Here is a 17,174-nt window from a genome sequence, read left to right on the forward strand (position 1 = left end):
GTACCCCTAGATGATCAGTGAGAGCAGCAGGACCAGGCCGCCGGCGACCACCGAGAGGATCGTCTCCATGATCGACCAGGTCTTCACGGTCTGCCCGACACTCAGCCCGAAGTACTCCTTCACCAGCCAGAAGCCGGCGTCGTTGACGAAGCTGAAGAAGAGCGAGCCGGCGCCGATCGCCAGGACGAGGAGGGCGGTGTGGGTGGTCGACGTGCCGGCCGCGAGCGGCGCGACCAGTCCGGCCGCGGAGACCGTCGCCACCGTCGCCGAGCCGGTCGCCAGCCGGATCACCACCGCGATCAGCCAGGCCAGCAGCACGGCCGGGATCGACCAGTTCCTGGAGATGTCCAGGATCATCTGGCCCACGCCGGAGTCGATCAGCGTCTGCTTGAAGCCGCCGCCCGCGCCGACGATCAGCAGGATGCCGGCGATCGGCATCAGGCCCTTCTCGACGGTCTGCTGCAGCCGCTCCTTGCTGAACCCGGCGGGCCGGCCCAGCGTGAAGAAGCCGACGAGCACGGCGGCGAGCAGGGCGATCAGCGGGGAACCGATGACGTCGAAGACGCGCTGGGTCGTGTTCGCCGGGTCGTCGACGACGATGTCCACCAGCGCCTTGAGCAGCATCAGCACCACCGGCAGCAGCACCGTGGAGAGCGTCGCGCCGAAGCCCGGACGGCGCTGCAGCTCCTCCGAGGGGCGCTGGGGCAGCATCCGGTCGGGGGCCTGGACGTCGACCCAGCGGGCAGCGACCTTGGAGAACAGCGGACCCGCGACGATCACCGACGGTATGGCGACCAGGATGCCGAACGCCAGGGTCACGCCCAGGTTGGCGTGCAGCGCGTCGATCGCGACCAGCGGGCCGGGGTGCGGCGGGATCAGGCCGTGCATCACGGACAGACCGGCCAGCGCCGGGATCCCGATGCGCATCAGGGAGTAGTTGCCGCGCTTGGCGACCATGAGCACGACCGGGATCAGCAGCACGATGCCGACCTCGAAGAACAGCGGCAGGCCGATCACGGAGGCGATCAGCACCATCGCCCAGGGCATCGCCCGCCCGCCGGCCTTGGCCAGGATCGTGTCGACGATCTGGTCGGCGCCACCGGAGTCGGCGAGGAGCTTGCCCAGGATCGCCCCGAGCGCGATCAGGACGCCCACGCCGGCCACCGTGGTGCCGAGCCCGGTGGTGAAGCTGGTGATGGCCTTGTCGAGCGGCGCTCCGGCGGCCGCCCCGAGCGCCAGTGACCCGATGGTCAGCGCCAGGAAGGCATGGAGCTTGAACTTGGTGATGAGCAGGACGATCACGGCGATGCCCACCAGGACGGCGATGCCCAGCTGGGCGTGTCCGGCGGAGGTGATCGGCGGAGGCGCGTCCGCTGCCAGCATCTCGACGCTGAGTCTGGTCACGGGGGTTCCCTTGCGTTACGGGGGACGGGGGTGAGTGCTACGCGGTGGTGTCGGGAAGCGCCTCGAGTGCCTTCACGGCACGCTCGGTGATCTCCTGGGGGCTGCCGTTGACGTCCACGGCGACTCCCGCCTCGTCCGGCTCCAGGGGCTGCAGCGTGGCGAACTGGGAGTCCAGCAGCGCGGTCGGCATGAAGTGCCCCTGCCGCTGCCTCATCCGGTCCTCGATCAGCTTCCGGTCCCCGGTGAGGTGCACGAACACCACTCCGGGAGCGGCGGCCCGAAGCCGGTCGCGGTACGCCCGCTTCAGCGCCGAGCTGCTGACCACCCCGCCCAGTCCGGCCCGCCCGTGCGCCCAGTGGCCGATGGCGTCCAGCCAGGGCCACCGGTCGTTGTCGTCGAGCGGGATCCCGGCCGACATCTTGTCGATGTTGGCCTGCGGGTGGAAGTCGTCGCCCTCGCCGTACGGGACGCCCAGCCGCGCGGCGAGCAAGGGACCGATCGTGGTCTTGCCCGTCCCCGCGACGCCCATCACGACGACGACCTGGGGGGTTCGCATCACTGCCTCGCTGTCTTCCTCGACATCCGACGCCACGGCGGCGTCGCCACACTGAAACCCATTAGGTACGACGAATTCAAGAGTCTGTGACATATAAGTCTGACTTTTTCCGTCGGTGATCCACGCCGTACGCTGACTGCATGACCACACCGGGCCGGGGCCTGCACGGCCATGTACTGGACACCCTCGGCCCCGCGATCACCGCGGGCGAGTACCCGCCGGGCAGCGTGCTGCGCACCGACGAGCTGGCACAGCACTTCGAGGTGTCACGCTCCGTGATGCGGGAAGCGGTCCGGGTCCTCGAATCCATGCACCTGGTCGAGTCCCGCCGCAGAGTGGGCGTGACGGTCCGCCCCAAGTCCGAGTGGAACGTCTACGACCCGCAGGTCATCCGCTGGCGGCTGGCCGGCGCCGACCGCCCGCACCAGCTGCGCTCGCTGACCGTGCTGCGCTCCGCGGTCGAACCGGTCGCGGCCGGGCTCGCCGCCACGCACGCCACGGCGGAGCAGTGCGCCGAACTCACCGAGTGCGCACTCGGCATGGTGGCCAACTCGCGCGGCCACAAACTGGAGGAGTACCTGGTCCACGACATCGCCTTCCACCGGGTCATCCTCAGCTCCTCGGGCAACGAGATGTTCGCCCGGCTCGGCGACGTCGTCGCGGAGGTCCTGGCCGGCCGCACCCATCACGAGGTCATGTTCGAGGACCCCGACCCGGCGGCGGTCACCCTGCACGTCCAGGTGGCGGAGGCGGTCCGGGCGGGCGACGCGACCCGCGCCGAGCAGCTGACCAGGGAGATCACCGTGGGCGCCCTGCAGGAACTGGACATCCTCGCGCCCTGAGCGGGGCTGTTCCAACGGGTCTATTCCAAGAAGTCCCCGTCCACGTACACCCAGGCCCCGTCGACCCGCTCGAACCGGCTCCGCTCGTGCAGCGAGCCGCCCCGGTAGGAGGCGCGGAACGTCACCGTACCGGTGCTGTGGAAGGCGGACCCGTCGGTGGCGTCCAGGATCTCCAGCCCCGTCCACCGCATCTCCGGGTCGAGCTCCAGCCGCGCGGGCCGGGTCCGCGGATGCCAGGTGCGCAGCAGATACCCCGCGTCCCCCTTCACGAACGCGCTGTACCGCGACCGCATCAGCAGCTCGGCGGTCGGCGCGCTCGCGGCTCCCGCGTGGAAACGGCCACAGCAGGCGTCGTAGGGCTGGGGGAGTCCACAGGGACAGGTGCGCGAGGTCATGGCCCACATTGTGCCCGGAGCAGGGGAGGCGTCCGTCGCGGGCGGGGTGCACAGTGGAAGGGCAGTGCAGCCCAGGGAGGCGGACCATGACCCGACCCGCGACCAGCCGTCCTCCGGCCGTCAAGGAGTGGCGGCTGAACCTGTACCTCTCCGAGCACGACCCGGACACCACCGCCCGGATCGTCCTCGACACCGGCGACAACGTCCTGGAGAGCCACGCGGAGGCCCGCCGCAACCCGTACGACCCCGATGTACCGGAAATAGGCGACGAACTCGCCGCCGGACGCGCCCTGATCGCCATGGGCCGGATCCTGCTGCGCGCCGCCGACGGCGACATGAAGGCCGTGGGAGCGGCCGACACCGAGGAGGACCTGTCCCCCCTGTGGCTGGACCGGGAGTGACCCCGGGCCGAGAGTGACGCCCTTCACCTGCCCTTGCGCAGGAACCGCCGCAGCCTCGTCAGCGGCCAGGTGTTGATCACGTCGTCCCGGCCGAGCCAGCCCCGCTCCGCCGTGCCGACGCCGTAACGCAACTGCCCGAGGTGCGGCACGGAGTGCGCGTCGGTGTTCACGGCGAACTTCACGCCGTGCTCCCTGGCCCGCAGGATGTCCTTGTCGCACAGGTCGAGACGGTCCGGCTGGGCGTTGACCTCCAGCGCGGTGCCGGTGCGCGCGCAGGCCGCGAACACCTCGTCCCAGTCGGCGTCGACGCCCGCCCGCTTGCCGATCAGCCGGGTCGTCGGGTGCCCGATGATGTTGACGTACGGGTTCTCGCAGGCCCGGACCAGCCGCCGGGTCATGGCCCTGCGGTCCAGGTCGAAGTGGGAGTGCAGCGAGGCCACGCAGAGGTCGAAACCGGCCAGGAAGTCCTGGGGCCAGTCCACCCCGCCGTCCGGGTCGATGTTGAGCTCCGTGCCGTGCAGCAGCCGCATCCGGTGGTGGGTGCCGTCCAGCTCCCGCAGCCGCTCCCGCTGGGCGAGGACCTTCTCGTCGGTCATGCGCTGCATGTACAGGTTGGGCGCGTGATCGGTCACCGCGTAGTACGCGTACCCGCGTTCGGCGGCCGCCGCCACCATCTCCTCCAGCGGGGCCAGCCCGTCGGTGAGATCGGTGTGGGTGTGCAGGTCGCCCCGGACATCCTTCTCGGTCACCACCTCGGGCAACTCGCCGTGCAGGGCCGCCTCGATCTCCCCGCGGTCCTCCCGCAGCGTCGGTGTGATCCACGGCAGCCCGAGCCGGGCGTACACCTCCTCCTCAGTGCGGGAGGCCAGCGAGTTCCCGCTCTCGGCGTCGAACAGGCCGTACTCGGACAGCTTCAGCCCCAGATGCACGGCGATGGTACGGGTACGGATGTTGTGCGCCTTCGAGCCGGTGAAGTACTGCATCCCGGCGCCCCACGACTCCGGCGGCAGCACCCGCAGATCGACCTGGAGCCCCTTGACCGTGCGGATCGACGTCTTCTTCGAGCCCCGTGCGACGACCTCCGCGGTGGCCGGCAGCTCGCACAGCGCCGCCATGAACGGCTCGGACTTCCTCGCCGCGACGATGACGTCCAGGTCCCCGACGGTCTCCCGCATCCGGCGCAGCGAGCCGGCGTACGAGCACCGCTTGCACCCGGTCACCCCGGACAGCTCGGCGACGACCTCCTCGGCCGTGTCCAGGGCCAGCGACAGCGGCACCCGGGCGCCCGCCCGCTGCAGCAGCTCGATGCCGTGCCGGATGTTCTCCTGCGTCTTCTCGCCGAAGCCCTTCAGATCGGCCAGCGCGTCCGCCTCGATCGCCGCGGTCAGCTCGTTCACCGACGAGATGTGCAGGTCCTCGTAGAGCCGCAGCGCCTTCTTCGGGCCCAGGGTGGGGATCGTGATCAGCTCCCGCACCCCGGCGGGGATCTTCGCCCGGCGCTCCTCGACCACCGCCATCTTCCCCGTGCGCAGGTACTCGGCCACCTTGTCGGCGATCGACCTCCCGACGTTCGGGATCTCCTTCAGGCCGTCCTCGTCCAGCTTGGAGATGTCGGCCGGATACCCGCCGATGGCACGCGCCGCCTTCTCGTAGGCGCGCGCCTTGAACGCGTCGCCTCCAGTGATCGCGATGAGGTCCGCGTACTCCCGCAGGAGCGCCTCGACCTCGTCATTGGGCCGGGCCACCCCACAAGTGTGGAACCCGGCCGAGGGGAGAAGCAAAAGGCCCCTGCTGAGCAGGGGCCTTGCTGGTGTCCGAGGGGGGACTTGAACCCCCACGCCCGATAAAGGGCACTAGCACCTCAAGCTAGCGCGTCTGCCATTCCGCCACCCGGACAAGGTGTCTGTCGTGCTCCGGAATCCCTTTCGGCGGGGTTTCCCTCGCGGCGACGAAGGAAACATTACCAGGCTTTCGGGGGTGGCCGATCACCCCCCCGCCGGAGCCCGGCGCACGTGAACGGCGTGTGACGGGCCGGGACCGGTCTTGGGCGGCGGACGGGGGAGAGGGAGGATGAGGAGGACCACCAGCAGCGACAGCGCGGGAGGAAGCACGTGAGCGAGACGGACACGGCCAGGAGCGTCACCGGCGAGGACGAGGTCGTGGACCTCTGCCGCGAGCTGATCCGGTTCGACACCAGCAACTACGGCGACCACTCCGGCCCCGGCGAGCGGGCGGCCGCCGAGTGGGCCGCGGAGAAGCTCGCCGAGGTCGGACTCGAACCGAAGATCTTCGAGTCGCACCCCGGCCGCGCCTCGACGGTGGCCCGCATCGAGGGGGAGGACCCGTCCCGGCCCGCGCTGCTGATCCACGGCCACCTGGACGTCGTACCGGCCAACGCCGCCGACTGGACCCACGACCCGTTCTCCGGCGAGATCGCCGACGGGTGCGTGTGGGGGCGCGGGGCCGTCGACATGAAGGACATGGACGCCATGACCCTGGCGGTCGTGCGCGACCGGCTCAGGAGCGGGCGGCGGCCCCCGCGGGACATCGTGGTCGCCTTCCTCGCCGACGAGGAGGCCGGCGGCACCTACGGCGCCCGCCACCTGGTCGACCACCACCCCGAGCTGTTCGAGGGCGTCACCGAGGCGATCAGCGAGGTCGGCGGCTTCTCCTTCACCGTCAGCGAGCAGCGCCGGCTCTATCTGATCCAGACGGCCGAGAAGGGCATGCACTGGATGAAGCTGACCGTGGCCGGCACCGCCGGGCACGGCTCGATGATCCACCGCGACAACGCCATCACCGAACTGTCCGAGGCCGTGGCCCGGGTCGGCCGGCACAAGTGGCCGGTGCGGGTCACCAAGACCACCCGGGCCTTCCTCGACGAACTGGGCGACGCCCTCGGGACCGAGCTGGACCCGGAGGACATGGAGTCCACCCTGGCCAAGCTCGGCGGCATCGCCAAGCTGATCGGCGCGACCCTGAGCAACACCGCCAACCCGACCCAGCTGAACGCCGGTTACAAGGTCAACGTCATCCCGGGCCAGGCCACCGCGCACATCGACGGACGCTTCCTGCCGGGCCACGAGGAGGAGTTCCTCAGCGACCTCGACCGGCTGCTCGGGCCCCACGTGCGACGCGAGGACGTGCACGCCGACAAGGCCGTCGAGACCAGCTTCGACGGCGCCCTGGTGGAGGCCATGCAGTCCGCGCTGCTCGCCGAGGACCCCACCGCCAAGGCGATCCCCTACATGCTCTCCGGCGGCACCGACGCCAAGTCCTTCGACGACCTCGGCATCCGCGGCTTCGGCTTCGCCCCGCTGAAGCTGCCGCCGGAGCTGGACTTCGCCGGCATGTTCCACGGCGTGGACGAGCGGGTGCCGGTGGACGGCCTGCGGTTCGGCGTCCGCGTCCTGGACCGGTTCATCGACGCGTCGTGACGCTCTGGGCCGAGATGACCCGGATATTCGGCCGCTCGTACGAGATCGACTGGAACGGGTGAATGCGACGATCGGTTCGTAGCTTCATTAGTTCCTCCTCGTTACAGGTGATGTGACTCCGCACCTTGGGGTCGCTTTGCCAACAAGGAGGAATAATGATCAAGAAGGTCGTCGCTGCTGCGGCTGCCACCGGTGGGCTGGTTCTCGCGGGCGCGGGCCTCGCTGTCGCCGACGCCGGAGCCCAGGGTGCCGCCGTGCACTCCCCGGGTGTCGTCTCCGGCAACGTCGTTCAGGTGCCCGTGCACGTCCCGGTGAACGTCTGCGGCAACACGGTCAACGTGATCGGGCTCCTGAACCCCGCCTTCGGCAACACCTGCATCAACAAGTGACGGCGACCTCCTGAGGGGGGCGTCATTTTCGAGCCGTCGGCCCCGGAGCGCGTGCCATGCGCTCCGGGGCCGACCGGCCTATTGCGCGCGGGAGCGATCCGCCAGGGTCGCCACGCGCTCGCGAGGCACAGCAGGATCGAAGGCAGGGGAAAATCAGAATGCGACACGGCACCCGCAAGGGCCTGATGACAATGGCGGCGGCCACCGGTGTGATCGCCGCCGCGAGCGGCTATGCCCACGCCGACGCGGGCGCGTCCGGCGCCGCCGTCGGCTCGCCCGGCGTACTGTCCGGCAACACCGTGCAGGCGCCGGTCCACGTGCCGGTGAACGTATGCGGCAACACCGTGAACGTCGTCGGGCTGCTCAACCCGGCCGCGGGCAACACGTGTGCCAACCACGGCGGTGCCTCGGGCGGTCATGGCGGCTCCGGCGGCTCGCACGCGGGCGGCCACAGCAGCGGCTCGCCGGGCGTCGGTTCCGGCAACACGGTCCAGGCGCCGATCGACGCCCCGGTGAACGTATGCGGCAACAGCGTGAACGTCGTCGGGCTGCACAATCCGGCCGCGGGCAACACGTGCGTCAACCACGGCGGTGCCTCGGGCGGTCATGGCGGCTCCGGCGGCTCGCACGCGGGCGGCCACAGCAGCGATTCGCCGGGCGTCGGTTCCGGCAACACGGTGCAGGTGCCGATCGACGTCCCGGTGAACGTATGCGGCAACAGCGTGAACGTGATCGGAGTCGGCAACGACGCCGCGGGCAACGACTGCGGCAACGGTGGCGGCGACCACAGCCGGCCACCGGGCGGCGGTCACGGCAACCCGCCCGGACAGCCGGGTCACCCCGGACAGCCGGGTCACCCCGGACAGCCGGGTCATCCGGGTCACCCCGGTCACCCGGGACACCCGGGTCACCCCGGAAGCCCGGCGACGCCGCCCGGCCACGGCGGCCACACGCCTCAGGGGCCCCATGGGCCGAGCCAGGTCCACCAGCAGGGCGGTCGCTCCGGCCACTCCCTGACCGGAGGCCAGCTCGCACACACCGGCAGCGATCTGCCGGTGGGTCTCGCGCTGCCGGTCGGCGCGGGCGCGCTGCTCGCCGGCGCGGTGCTCTACCGCAAGGCGCGGGCCACGGCCTGACCCGCGGCACCTCCCGGTGCCGTACGGCGCGGCAGACGGAGCGGGCCCGGCCAAGGCGGCGGGGCCCGCTTTCGTTCAGATGTGCCGCCTCACCACGTGGCACGCACCTGGCGGATGATCCGCCGGCGCAACCGCACCCTGCGGCTGCCGTCGCGCAGCAGGCTCAGTCGGTCCAACTCCCAGTGTCCGTACTCGGCATGGTCCGTCAGCAGACGCGTGGCCTCCTTGCGGGACACCCCGCGAGGCACGTACACGTCGACAAATTCGTATTCCGGCATCGCATCTATTGTGCGGGCTGGGGCCCGGTACGGATAGCGTCTGCACTATGTCTGATGCTGCGCAGCCCACCGCTGCCGAGGTACGCGCCGCCGCCGAGGCCGTCAAGACCGCGCTCGACCGTCATCTGGCCGCGGTCGAACGCAGGTCGGGTGAGGACGACCCGGCCGTCCTGGAGGCGTTCAACCAGCTGGCCGCGGCCGCCGAGGTGTACGACGAGCTGCTCTACGACCGCTACGACGAGGTCACGCCCTTCGAGATCCCCGGTGCGGAGGAGCTGCCGCCGTACGCGGGCCCCGAGGAACCGAACGCGATCAGCGTGCTGATCCGCCGCGACTACGCCGTGGTGGAACCCCAGCGCCTGCTGGCGCAGGCCCAGCGGGTCGAGGCGGCGGAGTACGAGGCCGCGGGCGGCCTGACCGAGGACGCCGCCGCCACGGTTCCGGGCGCGCTGGGCATCCTGTTCGGCGAGTTCGAACCGGACGAGATCGCCTCCCGGCACAAGGAGTTCGGCCTGGAGGAGGGCGACTCCACGCTCTGGGTGACCGCGGCGGACGAGGCACCCGAGGCGGGGGAGTGGCTGGAGGCGCCGTTCGAGCACATCGATGCGCAGGGTGTGGTGTGCCGGTTCGACGTCAGCGCCGTCTTCGACGAGGAGGACGAGTCCGACGAGGAGGACGATCTCGAGTTCGTCGAGGACGAGGCGGAGGACGCGGACGAGGACGTGGACGAGGTCGAGGACGGGGTCGAGGTCGAGGGCGCCGAGAGGTGAGGCCGGCCGGCGGTGCCGTGGGGCCGGCCTGAGGCCGGTACGGCACCGCCGATCTCCGCCGTCATGGCTGATCGCCGTTGCGAAGGAGACGGCCTGCGCGGCCGAAACAGGGTGCGCCCCGGGAAACAGGGCGCGCGGCGCAGGGAAGATCAGCTCGCCGGCACCTGTGTGCGCAGCAGCGTCTGCAACCGGGTCGTGCGGGGCTTGGCCCGCGTCTGGGCCACCGCCTTCGGCAGGGCCTGTTCCACGCCGTGGACCACGGACAGATGCCGCTCCGCCCGGCCGAAGGCCGTGTACACCCAGGGTCTGCTGAGCGCCTGCGCGGCGTCGCCGGGCAGCACGACGACCGCCGCCGGCCAGCGGGCGCCCACCGCCTGGTGTGCGGTCAGCGCCCAGCCGTGCCGTACGGCCCCCTCCACCTGCTCGCGCGGTACGACCACCGGGGCGCCCGCGCACGACAGGTGCAGCCCCTCCGCGTCGGCCTTCACCACCACGCCCGGCACCGTACGCCCCGGAGCGGGGGAGTAGGCGATCCGGTCGCCGGGGTCGAAGCCGCCGAAGCGGCCCGGGCCCGGGTTGAGGCGCTCCTTCAGCGCGGAGTTGAGGGCGCGGGTGCCCGCGGCGCCGCCGTGCCCGGGGCTGATCACCACGGTCTGGTCGGCCGGGACACCGATCGCCCGCGGCACCGAGTCGGCGACCAGCTGGACGGTCCGGTGCACGGCCTCGCCCGCGTCCCGCACCGGGACGATGACGACCTCCTTGCCCGGAGCGGCGACCTGGTTCAGCTCGCCGATGCCGATGCCGGACACCAGCTCGCCGATCGGGCCCGGGTCGGGCAGGCGGGAGGCCAGCTGCGGGCAGACCCGGGCGGCGAGCAGGTCGGCGAAGACCCGCCCCGGTCCGGCCGACCACAGCAGAGCCGGGTCGCCGCTGAGCACCAGCCGGGCCCCGTCGGGCAGCGACTCCACCAGCATCGCGGCGCTCTCCACGTCGAGCTGCGGCGCGTCCAGCACGATCAGCAGGTCCAGGTCCAGCGCGCCGTCCGCGTCCCGGCCGGGTCCCTCGGCGCCGGACAGCAGGCCGGCGACCGTGCCCACGCCGTGTTCCGCCGGGTCCGGGCCCAGCAGGGCGGCGAGGCGGTGGCGGCCGTCGGGCGTGTGGCAGACGGCGAAGGCCCGCAGTCCCGCGGTGCGGGCGGCACCGAGCAGGGCGGCCGGTTCGGCGCGGGCCGCCTCCCCGCCGGTGTGCAGCACCAGGCCGTGCCCGGCGACCGCGCGGACCAGCTCGGCCGCGCCTCCCGAGACGCCGTCGGCCGCCGCCTGCCAGGCCTGCTCGGTCTCCTTGGGCAGCGAGTTGACCAGCCGGGCCAGGCCGTCGGCGAGGCTCTCCTCGGCCAGTGCGTACCGCTCCAGGCCGACGAGGACCCTGACCGGCCGCTCCTCCGCGTCCTCGCCCTCGTCCTCCTGAGCCGTCTGCGGCGCGGCGGCTCCCGGTTCCTCCAACGCGTCCTGGAACGCCAGCGCCTCGCCCTCGGCGAGCGTGCTCTGCACCGCCGCGTCCGGGTCGGGCACGCCCTGCTTGCCCAGTGCCGAGGCGAGCGTGGGCAGTTCCAGCGCGGTGTGCCCGGCCAGGGCCGCCTGCTCCAGCAGCCAGACGGTGATGGCGCGAGCCCGCCGCTCGTCGCCCGGGCCGCAGGCCGCGCCGAGCAGGGCCCGGGCGAAGCCGTCGGCCTGGTCGGGCCGTACGCCGCTGATTCGCAGCAGCTGCCAGGGGTCCTCGCGCAGCGCCGCGCCGGCGCCCTCGCCGAGTGCCGCGGCCACCTGGGCAGCCAGGGTCTCGGGCGCACCGCCCTCGGCCAGCACCCGGCGGACGCCGTCCACCGTCTCGGGTGCCGGGGCGGTGGCCGCGACGGCGGCCGGGGCGGGCGCGGGCTGCGGCCGGCGTACGGGCTCCGGGGCCGGGCGGCGCGGCGCCGGCGCGGGCTCGGCGAACACCGTGGCCACCGGCTTCTCGCCGCTCTCCACCGCCCGCACCGCCGCGAGCAGGTCGGCCGCCTTGCCGCTGAGCTTGGCGCCGCTCTCGACGGGGCCCCTCTTCTCGGCCTTGCGCCGCTCGATCCGCTCCCGCTCGAGCCGCTGCGCGGCCAACTCCGCCTCGGCCTCGGACAACTGACTGGAGTCAGAGCCTTCGCTCTCGCCGCCGCCTTCGCTCTCGCCCTCGCCTTCGCCCTCGGCCTCGGACGGCTGCGCGGAGTCGGCATGTTCGCCTCCGGCCCCGGGCTGCAGGGTGCCGCCCGCGGCTTCGCCCTCGGTGCCGCCCGAGCCCGTCGCCTCCGCGGCGCCCTCACCCCCGGCACCGGTGGGACCGCCCGCGGCGCCGCCACCGCCGGCCTTCCCGGCCTGCTGCGCCGCACCCCTGGCGTCCGCACGGCCGTCCTCGCGCGCCGCGTCCTGACCCGCGGCCTCCGGGCTGTCCGGCGTCCCCGGCCCGGCTTCCTCCGTGGTCTCCGGCTCCGTGCTCACAGCGTGCTCCAGTCGTGATCGGGATAGCGGTGCACGGGCGCCGACACATCGTCCAGCGCCCGGCAGATCTCGTCAGGAAGACTAAGGGCCTCCACTGACAATGCCGCCGTGAGCTGCTGCGCGTTGCGCGCACCGACGATCGGCGCGGCCACGCCGGGCCGGTCCCGGACCCAGGCGAGGGCCACCTGGAGCGCGGTGACGGCGAGCCCGTCGGCGGCCGTCGTGACCGCGTCCACGATGCGGGTCGCCGTGTCGTCCAGGTACGGCTCCACGAACGGCGCGAGATGCTCGGAGGCGCCGCGCGAGTCCGGGGGAGTGGCGTGCCGGTACTTGCCGGTCAGCACGCCCCGGCCGAGCGGGGAGGAGGGCAGCAGGCCGACGCCGAGGTCCAGCGCGGCGGGCAGCACCTCCCGCTCCACGCCCCGCTGCAGCAGTGAGTACTCCATCTGCGTGCTGGCCAGGCGGGTGCGGATGCCCGGCGCCGCGAGCTGCCAGGTGGCGGCCTTGGCGAGCTGCCAGCCGCAGAAGTTGGAGACGCCCGCGTACCGGGCGCGGCCGCTGCTGACCGCTATGTCCAGGGCCTGGAGGGTCTCCTCCAGCGGGGTCCCGGGGTCGAAGGCGTGGATGTGCCACACGTCGACGTAGTCCGTGCCCAGGCGGGCCAGGGAGGCGTCGAGGGCGGCGAGCAGATGACCGCGGGAGCCGTCGAAACGGCGGTCGGGGTCGGGAACGCTGCCCGCCTTGGTGGAGATCACCAGGTCCCGGCGCGGCACCAGGCCGTCCATCAGCTGCCCGAGCAGGTACTCCGCCTCGCCGTTGCCGTACACGTCCGCGGTGTCGACGAGGGTGCCGCCGGCCTCCCAGAACGCCTTCAGCATGTCCGCGGCGTCGTGCTCGTCGGTGTCCCGGCCCCAGGTGAGGGTGCCGAGTCCGATCCGGGACACGCGCAGGCCGGTACGGCCGAGATGCCTCTGCTCCATGCGGGCGAGATTACTGGCCAGAACCGGTGCGGTGGGTGGCCTGTGGACAACGGAGTCGGGCCGTGGGCCGGTGCTTTCGGGTGCCCTGTGCCTGCCCCCGGCGTCCGTCCCCGCGCTAAGGTCACCCCGACAAGGACGTTACTCACGGGTAAGGGGAATCGGCCATGCAGCTCGGGATCAACCTCGGCTACTGGGGTGCCGGAATGGACGGGGACAATCTGGCCGTGGCCCAGGAGGCCGACCGGCTGGGCTTCTCCGTGTGCTGGGCCGCCGAGGCCTACGGCTCGGACGCGGCCACCGTGCTCAGCTGGGTCGCCGCCCAGACCGAGCGCATCGACGTCGGCTCGGCCATCTTCCAGATCCCGGCCCGCCAGCCCGCGATGACCGCGATGACCGCCGCGACGCTCGACTCGCTGTCCGGCGGCCGTTTCCGGCTCGGTCTCGGGGTGTCCGGACCGCAGGTCTCCGAGGGCTGGTACGGCGTCAGGTTCGACAAGCCGCTCGCCCGCACCCGCGAGTACGTGGAGATCGTACGCAGGGCCATGACCCGGGAGCGGCTGACGTACGAGGGCGAGCACTGGACGCTGCCGCTGCCCGGCGGCCCGGGCAAGCCGATCAAGCTGACCGTGCATCCGCAGCGCGAGCACATCCCGCTGTACATCGCCGCCATCGGCCCGAAGAACCTGGAGCAGACGGGTGAGATCGCCGACGGCGCCCTGCTGATCTTCCCCGCCGCCGACCACCTGGAGGAGACCACCCTGAAGCACCTGCGCGCCGGGCGCGAGAAGGCCGGCAAGACCCTCGACGGTTTCGACGTCTGCCCGACCCTGCCGATCGCCGTCGGCGACGACAAGGACGTGGCCCGGCTCGCCGACACCTTCCGGCCCTACACGGCGCTGTACGTCGGCGGCATGGGCAGCGCCAAGCAGAACTTCTACAACCAGCTCGCCCAGCGCATGGGATACGAGAAGGAAGCCGCCGAGATCCAGCAGAAGTACCTGTCCGGCGACAAGCAGGGCGCCGCCGCCGCGATCCCGCAGGACCTCATCGACAAGACGACCCTGCTGGGTTCCGTCGACCGCATCGCCGACCGGATGAGGGCCTATGCCGCCGCCGGCGTCACCACGCTCAGCCTGTCCCCGGCCGGATTCACGCTGGACGAGCGGCTCGCCTCCCTCCGGGCCGGTCACGAGGCCCTGGAACGCGCCGGGCTGGCCTAGGTCTGCCCCGGGGAGCTTCAGCGGCCGTGGTGGGGGCTCGGGGGTCTTCCCCGCCACGGCCGTCGTGAGGAACAACGCGCCGCGCGCCGCCGGGTTACGACTCCGGTGTCATCCTTTCGGCCGAGTGGGCGTGCACAGCTGTTGCGGGTCCCCAAATGCTCGCATTTGACTCATTTCATGCTTTCGGCCAAGAGTGTGTTCCAGGAGATCCTCGACAACGACGAGTCGTTCCGGCTCTTCTGCTCCATCGCCGCCGGCGGGGAGTCCCAGGGCGGCTGGGAGAACGGGCGGATCGCCGCGCTGGTGCCGCAGGGCGAACGCGCCCTGGCACCGAAGATCGCCCGGCACGGAGCCGACGAGGACAAGCACGGGCGCATCTTCACCGCCCTGCTGAGGAAGCGCGGGCTCACCCCGGTCGCCGTACCGCCCGAGACCGACTACACGATGCTCCTGGAGCGGCACGGCATCGGCCTCGCCCACGACCGGCTCAGGCGGGACGAGCCGCTCGGCGAGCGGGACATCATCGTCTACCTCGCCCACAGCCGCGTCACCGAGCAGCGCGCCGCCGAGCAGATGAAGCTGCTGCTCACGCTTTTCGCCGACCATCCCGAGGTGGGCAGGGCCGTCCGCATGATCTCCGACGACGAGGACAGGCACCTCGCCTACACCCACGAGGAACTGCTGCGGTTCGCCGCCGCCGGGCACGGCCGGCTCATCCAGCGCACCCTGCGCGAGTGCGCCCTCGCCGAGATCCGCATCCACCGGGACGTCAGCCTGGCCGTGATGGCCCGCATGGGCCGGGTCCTGGGCTGGTCCAGGACCCGATACGCCCTGCTCGCGGCCGGCATCCACGCGCTGTACGCCTACGAGCGGCTGGCCGGCTGGCGCCGCATGGTCACCCTCCGCATGCCCGAGCGCCGCGACCCCCTCGGCGGCCCCGCCACCACCGCCCCCGAGTTCGCCTGAGCCGCCCCCAGGGGCCTCACAGCCAGCCGCGACGCTTGAACAGGCGGTACAGCAGCACCTCCAGAGCCGCCATCACGGCGATCACCGCCGGATACGACCACAGCCAGTGCAGCTCCGGCATGTGGTCGAAGTTCATGCCGTAGATCCCCGCGATCATCGTGGGGACCGCGGCCATCGCCGCCCACGCGGAGATCTTCCGCATGTCGTCGTTCTGCCGCACGCTCATCTGCGCCAGATGCGCCGACAGGACGTCCGACACCAGCCGGTCCAGGGCTTCCACGGACTCGTTCACGCGCGTCAGATGGTCGCCGACGTCCCGGAAGAACGGACGCGCCTTGTCGTGCACGAACGGCACCGAGCCGCCGAGCGCACCGGTGCCGGCCAGCCGGTTCAGCGGCAGCGCCAGCGGGCCGGTGGCCCGGCGGAACTCCAGGATCTGCCGCTTGAAGCCGTAGATCCGGGACGCGGTGCCCCGCGAGCCGCCGCCCTCCGGGCGGAACACCTCCGCCTCCAGCTCCTCCAGATCGGTGCCCAGCTCCGTCGCCACCTCCAGATAGTGGTCGACGACGGCGTCGGAGATCGCGTACAGCACGGCGGTCGGGCCCTTGTCGAGCATCTCCGGCTCCTCCTCCAGCCGGCGCCGTACCGCGGCCAGCGGCGAGATCGCGCCGTGGCGGACGGTGACCACGAAACAGTCGCCGACGAAGACCATGATCTCGCCGGCCGAGACGGTGTCGCTCTCCGTCTCGTACGCGACCGGTTTCAGCACCATGAACAGCGAGTCGTCGTACACCTCCAGCTTCGGCCGCTGATGCGCGTTCAGGGCGTCCTCGACCGCCAGCGGATGCAGCCCGAACTCCTCGGTGACCAGGTCGAACTCCCGCTCGGACGGCTCGTACAAACCGATCCACACGAACCCGCCCTCGGCCCGAGCCTCGGTGAGCGCGTCCGACAGGTCCTCCGGGCCCTCGGTGCGGTGCCCGTGCCGATAGATGGCGCAGTCGACGATCACGGAGCGCATTCTCCCTTCGCCCGGTCTCCGGTGCATGTGCTGATACGCCTACCCTGGGCCGCATGCCCACGCTGATCCTCGTCAGGCACGGACGGTCCACCGCCAACACCTCCGGAGTGCTCGCCGGATGGACGCCAGGTGTCACCCTGGACGAGCGCGGCGCCGCCCAGGCCGCCGCGCTGCCCGCCCGGCTCGCCGCACTGCCGATCTCCGAGGTCGTCACCAGCCCCCTCGAGCGCTGCCAGGAGACCGTACGGCCGCTGCTTCAGGCCCGCCCCGGCCTGCGCGCCCACACCGACGAGCGGATCGGGGAGTGCCACTACGGCGACTGGTCCGGCCGCAAGCTCGCCGAGCTCAAGGACGAGCCGCTGATGGAGGTCGTCCAGGCCCATCCGTCCGCCGCCGCCTTCCCCGGCGGCGAGTCCATGCGGGCCATGCAGACCCGCGCCGCCGAGGCCGTACGCGAGTGGAACGCGCGCGTGGAGCACGAGCACGGCGCCGACGCCGTCTACCTCATGTGCTCCCACGGTGACATCATCAAATCCCTGGTCGCCGACGCCCTCGGACTCCACCTCGACCTGTTCCAGCGGATCTCCGTGGAACCGTGTTCGGTCACCGCGATCCGCTACACCAGGCTGCGGCCGTTCCTCGTTCGCCTCGGCGACACCGGGGATTTCGCCTCGCTCGCCCCGCGCGAGGATCCTGGTGAGGACGACGCACCGGTCGGGGGTGGTGCGGGCGCACCGTGATCGTCGGCCGCAGTAGGGTGAAGCGATCCACACAGTCGCGTGTCCGCAGGCGGCCCGCACCGCTGAAACCCCCAACCCGCCCCCCGCACTCACTCTCAGCACTCACTCTCAATGGAG

The 17,174-nt window shown here is 71.9% G+C and carries 17 protein-coding genes and 1 tRNA gene; 9 read left to right on the plus strand and 9 right to left on the minus strand.

Features of this window, described 5'->3' with window-relative positions; all coding sequences use genetic code 11:
• Positions 1–6: 6 nt before the first annotated feature.
• A complete protein-coding gene (locus FB563_RS26610; RefSeq protein ID WP_055710003.1) occupies positions 7–1,404 on the minus strand; it encodes a GntT/GntP/DsdX family permease in 1,398 nt (465 codons plus the stop codon).
• 37 nt (positions 1,405–1,441) lie between these two features.
• A complete protein-coding gene (locus FB563_RS26615; RefSeq protein WP_055710004.1) occupies positions 1,442–1,960 on the minus strand; it encodes a gluconokinase in 519 nt (172 codons plus the stop codon).
• A gap of 140 nt (positions 1,961–2,100) precedes the next feature.
• Between FB563_RS26615 and FB563_RS26620 the strand changes: the two genes are divergently transcribed.
• Complete coding sequence (locus FB563_RS26620) at positions 2,101–2,802, plus strand: FadR/GntR family transcriptional regulator (protein WP_142218940.1); 702 nt, start codon at positions 2,101–2,103, stop codon at positions 2,800–2,802.
• Positions 2,803–2,822: 20 nt separating this feature from the next.
• Here FB563_RS26620 and FB563_RS26625 read toward each other — a convergent pair whose 3' ends face one another.
• Positions 2,823–3,197, minus strand: coding sequence for a YchJ family protein (locus FB563_RS26625; RefSeq protein WP_055703644.1), 375 nt, complete (start codon positions 3,195–3,197; stop codon positions 2,823–2,825).
• Positions 3,198–3,283: 86 nt separating this feature from the next.
• On the opposite strand from FB563_RS26625, the gene FB563_RS26630 reads away from it, so the two are divergent.
• Positions 3,284–3,598 carry a dsRBD fold-containing protein gene (locus tag FB563_RS26630; RefSeq protein WP_055703643.1) on the plus strand — a complete coding sequence of 105 codons (315 nt, stop codon included), beginning with the start codon at positions 3,284–3,286 and terminating at the stop codon, positions 3,596–3,598.
• Between the two features lie 23 nt (positions 3,599–3,621).
• Here FB563_RS26630 and polX read toward each other — a convergent pair whose 3' ends face one another.
• Positions 3,622–5,343 (minus strand): DNA polymerase/3'-5' exonuclease PolX, encoded by a 1,722-nt coding sequence (gene polX, locus FB563_RS26635; RefSeq protein ID WP_055703642.1) that lies wholly within the window; start codon positions 5,341–5,343, stop codon positions 3,622–3,624.
• A gap of 63 nt (positions 5,344–5,406) precedes the next feature.
• Positions 5,407–5,494, minus strand: a tRNA-Leu gene (locus tag FB563_RS26640).
• A 215-nt stretch (positions 5,495–5,709) separates the two neighbouring features.
• On the opposite strand from FB563_RS26640, the gene FB563_RS26645 reads away from it, so the two are divergent.
• From FB563_RS26645 to FB563_RS26655, 3 genes are all read left to right on the plus strand, one after another.
• On the plus strand, positions 5,710–7,035 hold the full coding sequence (locus FB563_RS26645; protein ID WP_055703641.1) for a M20/M25/M40 family metallo-hydrolase: 1,326 nt from the start codon (positions 5,710–5,712) through the stop codon (positions 7,033–7,035).
• Positions 7,036–7,190: 155 nt separating this feature from the next.
• A complete protein-coding gene (gene chpH, locus FB563_RS26650; RefSeq protein ID WP_055703640.1) occupies positions 7,191–7,424 on the plus strand; it encodes a chaplin ChpH in 234 nt (77 codons plus the stop codon).
• A gap of 158 nt (positions 7,425–7,582) precedes the next feature.
• Entirely contained in the window at positions 7,583–8,560 is a 978-nt protein-coding gene (locus tag FB563_RS26655; protein WP_055703639.1) for a chaplin, read from the plus strand.
• A gap of 89 nt (positions 8,561–8,649) precedes the next feature.
• Here FB563_RS26655 and FB563_RS26660 read toward each other — a convergent pair whose 3' ends face one another.
• Positions 8,650–8,838, minus strand: coding sequence for a DUF5703 family protein (locus tag FB563_RS26660; protein ID WP_014671721.1), 189 nt, complete (start codon positions 8,836–8,838; stop codon positions 8,650–8,652).
• A gap of 47 nt (positions 8,839–8,885) precedes the next feature.
• On the opposite strand from FB563_RS26660, the gene FB563_RS26665 reads away from it, so the two are divergent.
• Positions 8,886–9,608 carry a hypothetical protein gene (locus tag FB563_RS26665; protein ID WP_055703638.1) on the plus strand — a complete coding sequence of 241 codons (723 nt, stop codon included), beginning with the start codon at positions 8,886–8,888 and terminating at the stop codon, positions 9,606–9,608.
• A gap of 149 nt (positions 9,609–9,757) precedes the next feature.
• Here the strand turns inward: FB563_RS26665 and FB563_RS26670 are convergent, their stop codons facing one another.
• Positions 9,758–12,130: an ATP-dependent DNA helicase gene (locus tag FB563_RS26670; protein WP_055703637.1), complete on the minus strand. Its 2,373-nt coding sequence runs from the start codon at positions 12,128–12,130 to the stop codon at positions 9,758–9,760.
• Positions 12,127–13,110: an aldo/keto reductase gene (locus FB563_RS26675; protein WP_055703636.1), complete on the minus strand. Its 984-nt coding sequence runs from the start codon at positions 13,108–13,110 to the stop codon at positions 12,127–12,129. The genes FB563_RS26670 and FB563_RS26675 overlap by 4 nt, the downstream gene beginning before the upstream one ends.
• A 164-nt stretch (positions 13,111–13,274) precedes the next feature.
• Here FB563_RS26675 and FB563_RS26680 point away from each other — a divergent pair, with 164 nt between their 5' ends.
• Positions 13,275–14,330 carry an LLM class F420-dependent oxidoreductase gene (locus FB563_RS26680; protein WP_055703635.1) on the plus strand — a complete coding sequence of 352 codons (1,056 nt, stop codon included), beginning with the start codon at positions 13,275–13,277 and terminating at the stop codon, positions 14,328–14,330.
• Positions 14,331–14,507: 177 nt separating this feature from the next.
• Positions 14,508–15,296 (plus strand): hypothetical protein, encoded by a 789-nt coding sequence (locus FB563_RS26685; RefSeq protein WP_055703634.1) that lies wholly within the window; start codon positions 14,508–14,510, stop codon positions 15,294–15,296.
• A gap of 16 nt (positions 15,297–15,312) precedes the next feature.
• Here FB563_RS26685 and corA read toward each other — a convergent pair whose 3' ends face one another.
• Positions 15,313–16,308 carry a magnesium/cobalt transporter CorA gene (corA, locus tag FB563_RS26690; protein ID WP_055703648.1) on the minus strand — a complete coding sequence of 332 codons (996 nt, stop codon included), beginning with the start codon at positions 16,306–16,308 and terminating at the stop codon, positions 15,313–15,315.
• 62 nt (positions 16,309–16,370) lie between these two features.
• Here corA and FB563_RS26695 point away from each other — a divergent pair, with 62 nt between their 5' ends.
• The gene (locus tag FB563_RS26695) at positions 16,371–17,057 is read left to right on the plus strand and encodes a histidine phosphatase family protein (protein ID WP_055703633.1); all 687 of its coding nucleotides are present in this window, start codon (positions 16,371–16,373) and stop codon (positions 17,055–17,057) included.
• The last annotated feature ends 117 nt before the right edge of the window (positions 17,058–17,174 follow it).

It is taken from the genome of Streptomyces puniciscabiei (assembly GCF_006715785.1).
Lineage (GTDB): Bacteria > Actinomycetota > Actinomycetes > Streptomycetales > Streptomycetaceae > Streptomyces > Streptomyces puniciscabiei.

Coding starts and splice junctions, on each gene's coding strand:
- FB563_RS26615 (WP_055710004.1), bottom strand. CDS start 1,960: ATGCGAACCCCCCAGGTCGTCGTCGTGATGGGCGTCGCGGGGACGGGC.
- FB563_RS26620 (WP_142218940.1), top strand. CDS start 2,101: ATGACCACACCGGGCCGGGGCCTGCACGGCCATGTACTGGACACCCTC.
- FB563_RS26625 (WP_055703644.1), bottom strand. CDS start 3,197: ATGACCTCGCGCACCTGTCCCTGTGGACTCCCCCAGCCCTACGACGCC.
- FB563_RS26630 (WP_055703643.1), top strand. CDS start 3,284: ATGACCCGACCCGCGACCAGCCGTCCTCCGGCCGTCAAGGAGTGGCGG.
- chpH (WP_055703640.1), top strand. CDS start 7,191: ATGATCAAGAAGGTCGTCGCTGCTGCGGCTGCCACCGGTGGGCTGGTT.
- FB563_RS26655 (WP_055703639.1), top strand. CDS start 7,583: ATGCGACACGGCACCCGCAAGGGCCTGATGACAATGGCGGCGGCCACC.
- FB563_RS26660 (WP_014671721.1), bottom strand. CDS start 8,838: ATGCCGGAATACGAATTTGTCGACGTGTACGTGCCTCGCGGGGTGTCC.
- FB563_RS26665 (WP_055703638.1), top strand. CDS start 8,886: ATGTCTGATGCTGCGCAGCCCACCGCTGCCGAGGTACGCGCCGCCGCC.
- FB563_RS26675 (WP_055703636.1), bottom strand. CDS start 13,110: ATGGAGCAGAGGCATCTCGGCCGTACCGGCCTGCGCGTGTCCCGGATC.
- FB563_RS26680 (WP_055703635.1), top strand. CDS start 13,275: ATGCAGCTCGGGATCAACCTCGGCTACTGGGGTGCCGGAATGGACGGG.
- FB563_RS26685 (WP_055703634.1), top strand. CDS start 14,508: ATGCTTTCGGCCAAGAGTGTGTTCCAGGAGATCCTCGACAACGACGAG.
- FB563_RS26695 (WP_055703633.1), top strand. CDS start 16,371: ATGCCCACGCTGATCCTCGTCAGGCACGGACGGTCCACCGCCAACACC.